General features: G+C 35.1%; 10 protein-coding genes. 5 read left to right on the plus strand and 5 right to left on the minus strand.

Annotation, left to right across the window (positions count from 1 at the left end; genetic code table 11):
- The first annotated feature begins 499 nt into the window (after positions 1 to 499).
- On the plus strand, positions 500 to 1,324 hold the full coding sequence (locus ACFIJ9_RS03135; protein WP_375635837.1) for a peptidoglycan-binding protein: 825 nt from the start codon (positions 500 to 502) through the stop codon (positions 1,322 to 1,324).
- 108 nt (positions 1,325 to 1,432) lie between these two features.
- On the opposite strand, the gene ACFIJ9_RS03140 is transcribed toward ACFIJ9_RS03135, so the two are convergent.
- The 4 genes from ACFIJ9_RS03140 to ACFIJ9_RS03155 all read right to left on the minus strand — a co-directional run bounded on the left by ACFIJ9_RS03140 (position 1,433) and on the right by ACFIJ9_RS03155 (position 7,154).
- Positions 1,433 to 1,618: a hypothetical protein gene (locus ACFIJ9_RS03140; protein ID WP_375635752.1), complete on the minus strand. Its 186-nt coding sequence runs from the start codon at positions 1,616 to 1,618 to the stop codon at positions 1,433 to 1,435.
- 1,452 nt (positions 1,619 to 3,070) lie between these two features.
- A complete protein-coding gene (ppdK, locus tag ACFIJ9_RS03145; RefSeq protein WP_375635753.1) occupies positions 3,071 to 5,737 on the minus strand; it encodes a pyruvate, phosphate dikinase in 2,667 nt (888 codons plus the stop codon).
- Positions 5,738 to 5,908: 171 nt separating this feature from the next.
- A complete protein-coding gene (locus ACFIJ9_RS03150) occupies positions 5,909 to 6,571 on the minus strand; it encodes a DsbA family protein (protein WP_375635754.1) in 663 nt (220 codons plus the stop codon).
- An 82-nt stretch (positions 6,572 to 6,653) separates the two neighbouring features.
- On the minus strand, positions 6,654 to 7,154 hold the full coding sequence (locus ACFIJ9_RS03155; protein WP_375635755.1) for a DUF721 domain-containing protein: 501 nt from the start codon (positions 7,152 to 7,154) through the stop codon (positions 6,654 to 6,656).
- Between the two features lie 142 nt (positions 7,155 to 7,296).
- On the opposite strand from ACFIJ9_RS03155, the gene mutY reads away from it, so the two are divergent.
- Positions 7,297 to 8,355 (plus strand): A/G-specific adenine glycosylase, encoded by a 1,059-nt coding sequence (mutY, locus tag ACFIJ9_RS03160; protein WP_375635756.1) that lies wholly within the window; start codon positions 7,297 to 7,299, stop codon positions 8,353 to 8,355.
- A 773-nt stretch (positions 8,356 to 9,128) separates the two neighbouring features.
- Here mutY and ACFIJ9_RS03165 read toward each other — a convergent pair.
- A complete protein-coding gene (locus ACFIJ9_RS03165) occupies positions 9,129 to 10,217 on the minus strand; it encodes a site-specific DNA-methyltransferase (protein WP_372440009.1) in 1,089 nt (362 codons plus the stop codon).
- 371 nt (positions 10,218 to 10,588) lie between these two features.
- Here ACFIJ9_RS03165 and ACFIJ9_RS03170 point away from each other — a divergent pair, with 371 nt between their 5' ends.
- From ACFIJ9_RS03170 to ACFIJ9_RS03180, 3 genes are all read left to right on the plus strand, one after another.
- Positions 10,589 to 11,284, plus strand: a complete 696-nt coding sequence (locus ACFIJ9_RS03170; RefSeq protein WP_375635757.1) for an HAD family hydrolase — start codon at positions 10,589 to 10,591, stop codon at positions 11,282 to 11,284.
- A gap of 913 nt (positions 11,285 to 12,197) precedes the next feature.
- On the plus strand, positions 12,198 to 12,554 hold the full coding sequence (locus tag ACFIJ9_RS03175; RefSeq protein ID WP_375635758.1) for a hypothetical protein: 357 nt from the start codon (positions 12,198 to 12,200) through the stop codon (positions 12,552 to 12,554).
- A 181-nt stretch (positions 12,555 to 12,735) separates the two neighbouring features.
- The gene (locus ACFIJ9_RS03180) at positions 12,736 to 13,098 is read left to right on the plus strand and encodes a hypothetical protein (RefSeq protein ID WP_375635759.1); all 363 of its coding nucleotides are present in this window, start codon (positions 12,736 to 12,738) and stop codon (positions 13,096 to 13,098) included.
- The last annotated feature ends 78 nt before the right edge of the window (positions 13,099 to 13,176 follow it).

The following is a 13,176-nucleotide window of genomic DNA, read 5'->3' on the forward strand; positions in this document are numbered from 1 at the left end:
TACAAAAGTAGCTCCACCAAAATATAATAACCTTAAGAGACCAGTATTCTCACCAAACCGTTTACAGAAAAGTAACCCTATATATGTAAATTGTAAAGAATATAATGACTCTTATCTTTTTAACGTTATAGAAAAATAGTCTCTAACTTGTTTTTAAATGATAGGCAAACATCTGCGCCAAAAATGAAGAATAACGTGATATTATTATTGAGATGATTATATGTGATAATGCAGTTTGCAAACACTAAAATGCTCTTGAACGTTAATCATTCGATGTTCTCTTTATACATATTGAAAGATTTGTAAAATCTGAAATTAATAAAAATTGATAAGAGCTCTTGTTGATTGATCAACTTATACATTGATAGAATGAAGCTGCTTATTCTAGGAGTTTGAAAGGAAAAAACAATAATGTAAATGCATTTCTCTCTAGCGAAAAGTAAGAACTAATTTGCATTCGTTTCTTTGTGAAACATAAACGCAACTGAAAATAAAAATGATGACAACAAAACGAAAGACGACCCGAAAAAAAACTGTAAAACACCGTAAATACTATAGTAGTATTGTTATAACACTTCTTCTTATAATTTTTCATTTTATTTTTTGGATAGCAAAAACTCTTTATTTCTATACACGAAAAAATACTTTATTTTTTGTTGGATCTCTTCTTTTTAGCATTAGTTTTTTATTTATTTCATTTAATGCTTTATTTTCGCAAATGACAACGCATCAAAATATTTTAACTCAAATGAAATTTTCCTCCGTTCAAAGTATAGGGAAGAGCTCTACTTTATTGGAAAAAGAAGCAAAATCACAAGAACTCTCTCGTGTAACTTCTCTACATTCTCCAAGTCATCACCATACAAATTCACCTTTACCTCCTCAATCAGCAAGCATTCTGGAAAAGCAAAAAGAACTAGTAAAATTAGGACTTTATGATGGACCTTTAGATGGACTGGAAGGACCTAAAACACGCCGAGCTATCACTTTATGGAAACAACAAACTGCTCAGAGAATGCAAAAGAATGCTCTATCTAATCCCACAACAGATGAAATTGCGATATTAATTAAGCAGAGCGAAATAGAAACAAAAAATATGACGCACTTAAAAGAAGCTATTTCAGAGCCTTCTGTCGAAGATATTATACAAGTGCAAAAAGCTTTACATATTTTTGGGAATGAAGAGGTTATTGTCACAGGAATAGAAGATCAAAAGACGATAGAAGCCTTAAAACAGTTTCAAAAAATGTTTGATCTTCCTGTAACAGGTAAAATTAATCACACAATTTTAATGAAAATGCGCGAAATTGGTTTATTAAATTGAGGCTAATCATCTATACTATAAAAATAATCTCTTAATTTATAATGATAATTCATCTTTCGCTTGTTTAATGCCCCCCCAAACATTCCTTCATCTCAAGCCCTCTTATATTCAATCAATCAGAATGGTTTTCTTACACATTATATATTGCGCCATACAATCTGCTGTAAGAAAACCACAACCAATTGCAGAAAAAGAAATATTGCAAAATAACAAACGCGCTTGTTCTAGCATTTTTATTACTTCTGATGATAAAAGGACACGAAATTTTATTGTAGTATCATGTAAACCTTTCATATTCTCGAGCCACGAATTGTCCACATCTTATCGTCAATTTGATCTTTATAAATATGACGCAAAGAATTTGTGCAAACACCTGTAAGGATAAGTAGACGTAAAGCTAGTTGTGTTATGCTTGTTGTTTTGCAAAGTGTCTGATAAAAAACCGGCACTTCTCTCCAATCTATTGCTGGAAAGTTTTGTGTTTTATGACGTTGTTTTCTAAGAGAGCGTGTGCTTTTGGTGTCGTCTAAAAATCAACATCCAAACCTAACGCAGCAGTATGTTTGAAGCAAATGTTAAGACAGTTTAGTACTTTCTCAACTGTTATAGCTTTTGTATGCCAAATGGAGGCAAGAGCATTGCACATCTCTGTTTGTATAATCTCTGAAACAGAGAGACAGTCTAATTTGGGAAGAATATGAAATTTTAAGGGTAGAAACCAGTTTTCATCTTTGCCATTTCCTTTTAATTTAGCTTTACGACTTTCAAAGACATCTAAAGCAATGTCTTTAAAATAATGGAGATTACCTATTGCCTCATGCTTTTATTTAGCTCGCGTCTTTTTGGGCCCCCCCTCACGTAAAACAAAATGTCCTAAACGGAATATACGTGGATTGCCATTCACGATCTTTCTTAAAAAAACATTTCTAAAGCACCCAAGCCCATTTCGCAACAACGGCCCGTGAATAATAATAGCAGCCTTCTCTGTGCGCTATCATCTTTACGCTTGTGAAGAAGCAAACCGGCACCATTACACACTACCTACCTTCAATTTGTGACAGCTCTTGACACTTGAAGAAGCATATCCTTGCTTTATTTTTTTATCCATAGACGCTAGTTCCGCCTGTAATATGCAAAAAACATGGTTTTAATTGATTCATTATCAAAGAAGTTGAAATGAGACAATCTTGTGATATTTACAGCTTTCGTTCAATATGAGAAATAAAAAATTATCATTATAAATCAACATATTGTATAACTTTGATATTCCTTCAGGAATGTAAAGATGATAGCGCATAGTAGAGTTTATATACTTTGGGAAGATTTTTATAAACTTACGGGGAGTTTTACATAATCCCCATTCCACGAATGTCAATGTGAAATGGGGCATCCACTGAGAGATGTCTATCTCAAACAGCATGATGTGCAAAAAAAATGCATTTGTTTGGAGCATTCTATTTTGCGTGAGGAGTCCATTACCCTATAAAAAAGCAAACGTGTAAATTGACTGCACAATAACACGTTTCTCTCTATCAAGAGGTTCGTCAATAGAAAGTGTATTAATAATACATCTTTGTCTATCCTGCTTTATATTTTCTCTCATAAACCTCTCAAAAATACACTTTCTCGCGTAACATAACTTATCGTGCATTTTAGAAGCAATTTTATTTCCTTTATTAAAGAAAATAAAAGAATATATAAAAAATTATTTCAGTAATAACTATACAACAAAAAAATATTAACCCATTATATCCTTTTTGCTATTGCGGCCTGGGCTGCTGCTAAACGAGCAATTGGTACTCGAAAAGGAGAACACGAAACATAATCTAGGTTATTTTCTTCGCATAAAGCAATAGAGGCCGGATCGCCTCCATGTTCACCGCAAATTCCTAATTTTATTTTTGCACGCTTTGATCGTCCACGCTGTGCAGCAATGGTAATAAGTTCTCCTACTCCATCACAGTCAATAGACACGAAAGGATCTTGCTCTAAAAGACCTTTTTGAAAATAGGTTGCCAAAAAAGGAGCAGCATCATCACGGGAAATCCCAAAAGTGGTTTGTGTCAAATCGTTTGTTCCAAATGAAAAAAATTCAGCAGTTTCAGCAATTTCATCTGCTCGAAGCGCCGCCCTTGGAAGCTCAATCATCGTCCCAACCATATATTGAATAGTGCTTCCCTTTTCTTTCATCACTTCCTCAGCAACCTGATCAATACGTGCTTTTACAAAATCGAGTTCAGATTTAAGCGCAACAAGTGGCACCATAATTTCAAGCATAACAGGAGATCCAGATTTTTGGGCAGCTTCTGCTGCTGCTTCAAAAATCGCCCGCGCTTGCATTTCTGCAATTTCAGGATAAGTAATAGCTAAACGGCATCCACGTAATCCAAGCATAGGATTAAATTCATGCAACTGCTGAGCGCGTTCAGCAAGCACTTCAGCAGAAACACCCATAGCTGTTGCAACATCAAGAATTTCTGTTTTCGTTTTAGGTAAAAATTCATGTAATGGTGGATCTAGCAAGCGGATAGTAACAGGTAAACCACACATAATTTCAAATAATTCACTAAAATCTGAACGCTGCATTGGCAAAAGCTTATCTAGTGCTTTACGACGACCATTTTCATCATGACTTAAAATCATTTCACGCATGGCAACGATACGTTCATCAGAAAAAAACATATGCTCCGTACGGCAAAGACCTATACCTTCAGCCCCAAAGGAACGCCCCATACGGGCATCAGATGGTGTATCAGCATTAGCGCGAACTTTGAGACGCCGCATTCCATCAGCCCATTCCATTAATTTTGCAAAGTCTCCGCAAAGCTGAGGTTGCAACATTGCAACTTTCCCTTTGAAAATTTCTCCACTTCCACCATCAATTGTAATAATATCACCTTTTTTAAAGCTTTCTCCTGAAGCAAACAGCGTATTTGTGTTATAATCAATCCGCACACTTCCAGCACCAGAAATACATGGTTTCCCCATCCCCCGCGCAACAACAGCAGCGTGACTTGTCATACCGCCACGCGTTGTTAAAATTCCTTCTGCAGCATGCATACCATGGATATCTTCTGGGCTTGTTTCTACACGGACCAAAATAACTTTGCGACCTTCCGCCGACACCGTTTCTGCCTCTTCTGAAGTAAAAACAATTTCACCAGTTGCGGCTCCAGGAGAAGCAGGTAAACCACGTCCTATAATAGAACGTTCTGCTTTGGGATCAAGTGTTGGATGCAAAAGTTGGTCCAGCGACTTTGCATCAATACGCATCACAGCCTCTTCATGGTTTATTAACCCCTCTTCAACCATTTCAATTGCTATCTTGAGAGCCGCACGAGCCGTGCGTTTTCCTGAACGAGTCTGAAGCATCCATAATTTACCTTTTTCAATGGTAAATTCGAGATCTTGCATATCCCGATAATGCTGCTCAAGCTTCTGCGCTATCTGACATAATTTCAAAAAAGCCTCAGGCATAATTTTTTCTAATGACGGCCTATTTGAACCAGCAACAATACGCGCATTTTCTGTAATATTTTGAGGTGTTCGAATGCCCGCCACAACATCTTCCCCTTGCGCATTAACTAAAAATTCACCATAAAGTTCTTTTTTCCCTGTCGATGGATTGCGTGTAAAAGCAACACCTGTTGCCGAATCTTCACCCATGTTGCCAAAAACCATAGCTTGCACATTAACTGCCGTTCCCCAACTTTCAGGAATATTATGTAAACGGCGATAGGTAACTGCACGTGCTGTCATCCAACTTGAAAAAACGGCTCCAATTGCTCCCCATAACTGCTGTTCAGGATTTTGTGGAAAAGGTTTTCCTAATTTTTCTTCAACATATGCTTTATAAGAAGTAATAATATTCTTCCAATCACCTGCTGTCATTTCTGTATCAATAGTGTAACCATTGCGTACTTTTGCTTCATCAAGAATTTCTTCAAAATACGCATGATCTAACCCCAAAACAACGTTAGAATACATTTGGATAAAACGCCGATAACTATCATAAGCAAAACGTTCATTATTAGCTTGTAAAGCAATGGCTTTTACAGTCTCATCATTCATGCCAAGGTTAAGCACTGTGTCCATCATCCCTGGCATAGAAGTTCTAGCACCTGAACGAACAGAAAGCAAAAGTGGCTTTTGCTCACTCCCAAATTCACGTCCTGTTTGTTCACCAATGCGTCTTAGTGCTTGCTTAACAGATTCCTGTAGCTCTTCTGGATATGATTTGTCATGGGCATAATAAAAATTACAAACTTCTGTTGTCAGCGTAAATCCGGGTGGTACGGGCAAACCAAGATTACTCATTTCTGCCAAATTAGCCCCTTTACCTCCGAGAAGATTACGCTCACTTGCACTTCCTTCTGCCTTTCCATCTCCAAAACTATAAACCCATTTTTTCATTGTACAAATCCTCCCATATCAGCATCAAAACATCATTCAACCTAGGCTCACTTAAAAGCAATGATTTGATTCAAAATCGGCTCAACAAAAAATATTGCTTCATAAATGCATAATATTAATCCTTCCAAAAGCGATAATGACTAAAAGTATCACTATCTATCTTCTGGAAGATTAAGATTCATTTTTAAGAAAACTATCAATCACCGAAAAAAAGTCTTCTACTTTCATGGCACCTTCATATTTACTACCATTAATAAAGAAAGTAGGCGTTGCTGTAACACCAAGTTTTTTACCACGCTCAAAGGATGCATTCACTTCATCTAAAATGGCTTGATTTTTCAAACATGCAGTAAAACTTTCATCTGTAAAACCAGCCATTAAGCCAATTTTTTTCAATGGTGTTAGAGCATCTTTTCCGAAAGCCCATTCATTTTGTTTTTGAAATAAAACTTCTATTAAAGGAAAATAGCGATCTTCTGGTGCACACTGTGCCAACATAAAACCTGCTGTTGCCCGAGGATCAAAAGCATAATCGCGGAAAATCAGTTTTACTTTTCCTGTTTTGATATATTTTTTACGAATTTGAGGAAGTATATCATTATAAAAATGCGCACAATGGGTACATGTCAACGAAGCATACTCAACAATGACGACTGGTGCATCCGCCTCTCCCTCAAAGCGATCCTTTACTTTACCCGATTGGAGAATCTCTTCCATATCAACAGTTGCCACTGGTTTGGGATCACGCGCTAAAGCAACTGTTACACTGTTTTGTACAATCGTTATGAAGAGAAAAATTATCCCGAAAGATAAAAAAGAACGATATTTTACCATAAATAATACTTTTCTGTTGTTATTAACGAATAAGAATCCAACGCTTTCTCATATATTAAAGAAAAATATATAAAATATCTTGCTATTTATTATTTTTTTCCAAAAAAATGCAACAGCCAAGTTTATAAAGTGATTGGCGCAAGCTTTTATCTTCAATTCCTTCAAGCATTTCTCCCACGCATTTTTTGTCTTGTTCACTCAAAGACGATTTTAGAGGCAAGTGATTCATAAAAACCGTCATACTCCTTTGCTCAATCTTGATGCGATCAATAGCAATATAGCCAAAAAATCCGTTAATTCTATGAAGTAATTCCTCTGTTTCATGCATCAATTTTAACGCAGCAAATCCTTCACATGCGACAACAAGTGTTGCTGGCTGAAAAACATCATCTTGATCTGCACGACGTTTCCAAATAATTTTAAGCGGCATTGTATGTTCACTGATATCATAGCCCGCAATTTGTGGCCAATGTTCTATAAGCGCTACATTAAGCCCTGTCCGTTTGCGTAAAACTGGATCAAGTATTTTGTATACCGTCTCAGAAAGAGAATAAAAGATATGTTTTTTAAGTTGTTTTCTCATTTTTAGATCATTGTTCAATCGCTTACTAAATTAAAATCATTTGTTTCATCTAAAAATTATTGCCTCCTCAATTTATGAAAGATCAACAAAATAAATAATTTTTTCTTTTGCATTTTATATCTTCCTATGCTTGAAAACAATCATGTATGAAATTTCTTCGCACCTCCTTGCTTGGTACGATCAAAATCACAGACATCTCCCATGGCGGATTACCCCCGAAAAGCAAAAACAAGGTATCCGTCCTGATCCTTATCAAGTTTGGCTTTCTGAAATCATGCTTCAACAAACAACCGTTGAAACAGTTAAGCCTTATTTTAAAAAGTTTCTGAAACTATGGCCTGATCTTTCCTCTTTAGCAAAAGCCTCACAAGATGACATCATGAAAGCATGGGCTGGACTTGGTTATTATTCACGCGCACGTAATCTTAAAAAATGTGCGCAACAGCTTGTTGAAAACTACGCGGGACAATTTCCACAATCTGTAAAAGAATTGCGAACTCTAGCCGGTATTGGAGATTATACTGCCGCAGCCATTGCTTCAATTGCTTTTAATCACCCTGTAGCAGTGGTTGATGGTAATGTCGAACGTGTGGTAGCGCGCCTTTTTGCTATCACTTCAATATTACAAAAAGCAAAAGTTGAAATTAAAGAAAAAACACAAAAAATTACTGCTTTAAATCGTCCTGGTGACTTTGCTCAAGCAATGATGGATTTAGGAGCAACAGTTTGTACTCCACGCAAACCATCTTGTTATACCTGCCCTCTTCAATGTTTATGTAAAGCAGCAAAGACGCAACAACCGGAATCTTTTCCAGTCAAAGCCCCTAAAAAAGAACGCCCTTCAAAAACAGGTATTGCTTTTGTGGCTCTTAATAAAAAGAGACAAATTTATTTGGAAAAACGACAGACGCAAAAGCTCCTTGGTGGAATGACCCAAATTCCTAACAATATTGGCATAAACAACGAAAATGGGCTCCAAAATGCACCCTTTACTGCCAATTGGCAATTCAAAGGACAAATTACGCATGTTTTTACTCACTTTTCTCTAAAACTCGATGTTTACTATACTGAGGATATTCATGAAATGAATTGTGAAAATGGTTGGTGGTGTAACATTCAACATCTTGCCGAAGAAGCACTACCTACTGTTATGAAAAAAGCCATTTCCGTAGCACTTCCCAATTCTTTCAGATTTAAATAACCTTCCCTATTCGTAAAAATGTTTTCTAACGGAGACTTTTGTATCTCTAACGATCATTTATTAAGTCATTTATTAATCTGTAAAAGAAAAACTTAAAAAAATGAAATAACCAATTTTTTCTACAGATAAGAATTAAGGAGGGGTAAAAAAGCTTAGAAAGCTTAGATTTAAATTTCAGAATCTATCCTTTTTTGCTTATGAAGGAGCAAGTCAGCACCATCATTATATTTACCAGTCCCCTACAACAACCCTTGGCACTTGAAACGGTTCATAAAAGGTACTTTTTAGTTCTTTCTTTAACAATTTTATTCACACGCCAACCCCGCTTATGACATGCAAGCAAGTAAATTTTATTGATTCAATATGAAACAGGTCTGAAATAAGAAAATTTGACGATATTCGGGGGGAACTCAATATGAATAACGCTAAATTATCTTGATAAACCAATACATTTTACGCACTTTATAGATGCACATATTACCTCAAAAAAGCACTTAATTTTGAGCTTCTGAATGAGCCTTTTAATTTTGATATTTCATTTTTATAAGATTATATTAAAATTTTACTGTTTTGGAACTAAAATCAGAACATAGAGTGAAAGTTTCTCATTTTAATTTCTTCTACAAGAAGCAAAAAATACTCGCTTGCCGCTTACAAGCGAGATTAGTGTGTTAATAAAAAACATCTAAGAAAGGCATAAAATGCCCTCACGTCCATCTCAATCAAGATCAGGTACATTGATGATCACTCTAGAATGAAGCGATCAGCTTAGTTCATAAAACACCCGTTTTTAACATTTGTGAACGTATGATCATTCTTAAATGATCTATGGACTTCAACCGTCCATTTTCCTCATAATACCAAAATGTCCAACCATTACAACTCTGCGAATCTTGAGCCTTTCTTCCCATTGCGTGAATTGAGCCCGCTTCACCACCATGCATAATCGTACCATCAGCTCTTACAATAGCAGACACTTGCTTCTTACGATCATAAAGAACTTCTCCAGGATAGAGTAAACCTGCTTCAAGCAAACTGTTGAATGCTACGCGCGGTTCTGCTTTTTTTCTATCCAAAATCGCTAGTTCTGGTTGCGCTAAAGGTTTAACCGCTGCAATTCTCTCACATGCTGCATCAATGTAATCTTGCTCGCGTTCAATCCCAACAAAATCACGCCCTAAAAGCTTGGCAACAGCACCTGTTGTTCCCGAACCAAAAAACGGATCAAGAATAACATCACCAGGTTTACTAGAAGCCATAATAATACGCGCTAATAACGCTTGCGGTTTTTGTGTTGGATGTAATTTACGCCCTGAATCATCCTTTAAACGTTCAGCTCCAGTGCAGAGAGGGAAAAGCCAATCTGAACGCATTTGTAGATCTTCATTGGCCGCTTTTAAGGCATCATAATTAAATGTGTACTTTTTATCTTTTTGATCTCGCACGGCCCAAATAAGCGTCTCATGAGCATTTTGAAAACGGCGCCCTCGAAAATTAGGCATCGGATTATTTTTGCGCCAAATAATATCATTAAGCATCCAAAAACCTAAATCTTGTAATGCCGTCCCAACTCGAAAAATATTATGGTAAGATCCGATAACCCAAAGTGTTCCGTTGGGTTTTAATACACGACGACAAGCAAGCAACCATGCACGGGTAAAAGCATCATACGCAGCAAAACTCTCAAACTGATCCCATGCATCATCAACCGCATCAACAAGCGAATGATCTGGACGGTATAAAGCTCCGTCCAATTGCAAATTATAGGGTGGGTCCGCAAAAATCATATCAACGGAATGTTTTGGAAGTTTTTCTAGAACGGAAACACAATCTCCTTTAAAAATTTTATTGCGCCATGGCATCTGTGAGGGAGTACGAAGAAAATCTTTTTGAAGCTGAATAACTGTCATGAAAAACCCAACAAAATTAACTGAATTTGCCCTATAATCAACCAAAATAGTTTATAGGCCCGCATTACCAATCCATATTTACAAAATAGCGTAAACGTATCGTTAAATTTCTACAAAATTGATAATTGTTTTTGTTTTTTTAAGTAAAAAAACTTTCATATGAATGAAACCTTATTTTTCTTTTTTTCAATGTACTGTTCCCATATCATTTATTTCGTAAAAGAATTAAGAATCATTTTCAAAGCGTATTTTTATGAAATAAGATCTTCTCAATATCGTTTTCATAAAAGTTGTCCATCTCGTAACATGTAAAGGAATATCTTATGCCTCAGATAGATCTTATTATTTTTGATTGTGACGGAGTTCTCGTCGACTCTGAATATCTTGCAGCAAAAATTGGATCTCAATTGCTCAAACAAACAGGATATGAAATATCATCCGAAGAATTGAGTGAGCGTTTTGCAGGACTTATCTTTCCCGATATTCTTAAACACGTTGAACAGGAAACAGAAAAACCAATTTCTGCTCATCTCATAGATCAGATGACTAATATTTTTCGTACACAAATAAAAACTAAATTACGGGCTATTGATGATGTAAGAGAAGCCGTAGAAATTATTCAAACACGCTATCCCTACTGTATCTGCTCTAATGCAAAAAGCGTAGATATAAAAGAGATGCTCACCACGGTTGATCTCTATGACCTTTTTGAAGGTAAAATATTTTCAGCACCTGAAGTTGGAACAAAAAGAACGAAACCAGCCCCTGATGTTTTCCTTTTTGCCGCACAACAATTACAGGCAGAGCCCCAAAACACTATCGTTATAGAAGATTCACTTCATGGTGTACACGCAGCCATAGCAGCAGGCATGCGTGTCATCGGCTTTACGGGAGGATCACATAGCTATCTTGGCCACTCCAATGCACTTGCAGAAGCTGGAGCAGAAACAGTTATCGCAAAACATGCTCATTTAGGAGAAGTCTTAGAAGCAATGGCAGTATGGCGAGATCTATTATAAAAAATCTCTTGAATATATCAGTTTGTAAACTCTTGTAAGAAGCATTTTTACTCAAATGCCCTTCTCTTCTCGCTACTTCTTTTATAATAACTTTAGTAAATGCGTAATTCAGGACATCTTTCTTCTTTATAAACGTCAAAGATTCTGATGCCCTAAGAATTTTATATTATGGGGCTTTATCATCATATCTATTAATTGCAAAATAGACTTGAGTACCTTGAGAAGGATTTCTTAAAAAAGCACATAAATATGAAACATAGAACAACGTAAAGAGATACCTGTAGTTGCTCAAAATTTTCTGAAAGCACTTGTATAGATTTTTTAAATAAGCAATGAAATCAGATCTTTTCAAAAGTAATCCAACTTTAGGAAAGGCATCCTTTCTAAAAATAAAAGTGGCTTTTCGGTTTGGAAAGAAGAAAATGTTGAAAAATATTATCTAATGCCGATCTTTCAGCACTCATAAATGTCTCTGAATTGATATTCTGCTATACACTGCTTTACATCACAGTAATATGCTGTTCACATTGGCGAGAAAATGATAATATCATTTATCTCTATCCAATTCGAGCTCTACTTTATACTATGAGCGAAATGTATATTTTTAGTATCTATAAATGTATTTAAAAAAATAATATTAATATCATTTTATAAAAATTATGCGATCACCACATGTTATTTATATATAACACATAACGAAATATTTCATAAAATTTTAAAAAATATTTTTGTAATTATTACTGTTACATTTTTACAATAATGTTTATAAAAAATTATATTTATATTTTTATATGTATTTTTATTATTGACTAAAAATACATATTGAAATATCTAAATTATATATAGTGTGAGATATATAAACATTATGTATATTTTCTTACATATATAACTTAAAAATATTTGAGGTAAAGTTATGGTCAAAATATTTAAAAATTATATCTTAAGCACTTTTATAGCGAGCACTTTTTTTATTTCACAAACTGTAACTGTTAATGCAAACTATTTGAAAAACGATACTCCAAAAGAGGAACTTTCTGTTTCCCCAATGGAACAAGTAAAGTATGCGAAATCTGATGTAGTTTCTACGACTGCTTTCTATGTTCCATCTGTAAATTATCAAACAGAAAATGGAACAAAAGGTGAAGGGAAAATTGAAAAGGTCGTTGAGCCTATGACTGTAGGAGTGGGACTATTGTTTGCTGGATATGCAATGAGCTTTATAGGATCGATAATAAGTTGGATAAAGGACATAGTGTTGATGTTCAAATAATTCAACCTCGTCTAGAACTCTAGAACAATAGCTTCATAATGAAGCTATTGTTCATTGTAAGTAATTACATAATGGAGCTTATCTTGCTACAAAATATAAATGTTGTAGATTATATCCAAATATCCAAAGTATAAATTTACGCATATATATATTGAATAGTATAAAATATTTGAGGTAAATTATGATTAAATTGTTTAAAAATCATATGTTAAGTATTTTCATTATGTCTGCCTTTTTTCTTTCACAGGTTGTAAATGTGCATGCAAACTATTTGCAAAATAATACTCATCGTGAAAATATTTTTGTTTCTGCAATAGAGCAGAAAAAACAGGATGCAGTCCATACCGTTTCTCTCTATAGCCCCATTCTAAGTCGTGGAGTGGATAATGAACCTACTATTGAAGGAAAATTTGAAAAGGTCGTTGAACCTCTTACACTCGGAACCTTTGGTGTTGGGATGGCAATTGGATATGCATCAAGTACGATAGGCATGTTTTTAGGATGGATAATAGGTAAAATAATATCGTATTTTAAATCTCGTTAAAATTGAAATCTTATCAGAATAAAACCTTCTCATACGAAATATAAACTATGGATATATTCTGTATTTATCCATTGTTGA

Source organism: Bartonella sp. MR90HLJMH, from assembly GCF_042194115.1.
Classification (GTDB): Bacteria; Pseudomonadota; Alphaproteobacteria; order Rhizobiales; family Rhizobiaceae; genus Bartonella; species Bartonella grahamii.

Excerpts from the sequence above, each read along its gene's own strand:
- ACFIJ9_RS03135 (WP_375635837.1), top strand. The coding sequence starts at position 500 with ATGACAACAAAACGAAAGACGACCCGAAAAAAAACTGTAAAACACCGT.
- ACFIJ9_RS03140 (WP_375635752.1), bottom strand. The coding sequence starts at position 1,618 with ATGAAAGGTTTACATGATACTACAATAAAATTTCGTGTCCTTTTATCA.
- ppdK (WP_375635753.1), bottom strand. The coding sequence starts at position 5,737 with ATGAAAAAATGGGTTTATAGTTTTGGAGATGGAAAGGCAGAAGGAAGT.
- ACFIJ9_RS03150 (WP_375635754.1), bottom strand. The coding sequence starts at position 6,571 with ATGGTAAAATATCGTTCTTTTTTATCTTTCGGGATAATTTTTCTCTTC.
- ACFIJ9_RS03155 (WP_375635755.1), bottom strand. The coding sequence starts at position 7,154 with ATGAGAAAACAACTTAAAAAACATATCTTTTATTCTCTTTCTGAGACG.
- mutY (WP_375635756.1), top strand. The coding sequence starts at position 7,297 with ATGTATGAAATTTCTTCGCACCTCCTTGCTTGGTACGATCAAAATCAC.
- ACFIJ9_RS03165 (WP_372440009.1), bottom strand. The coding sequence starts at position 10,217 with ATGCCATGGCGCAATAAAATTTTTAAAGGAGATTGTGTTTCCGTTCTA.
- ACFIJ9_RS03170 (WP_375635757.1), top strand. The coding sequence starts at position 10,589 with ATGCCTCAGATAGATCTTATTATTTTTGATTGTGACGGAGTTCTCGTC.
- ACFIJ9_RS03175 (WP_375635758.1), top strand. The coding sequence starts at position 12,198 with ATGGTCAAAATATTTAAAAATTATATCTTAAGCACTTTTATAGCGAGC.
- ACFIJ9_RS03180 (WP_375635759.1), top strand. The coding sequence starts at position 12,736 with ATGATTAAATTGTTTAAAAATCATATGTTAAGTATTTTCATTATGTCT.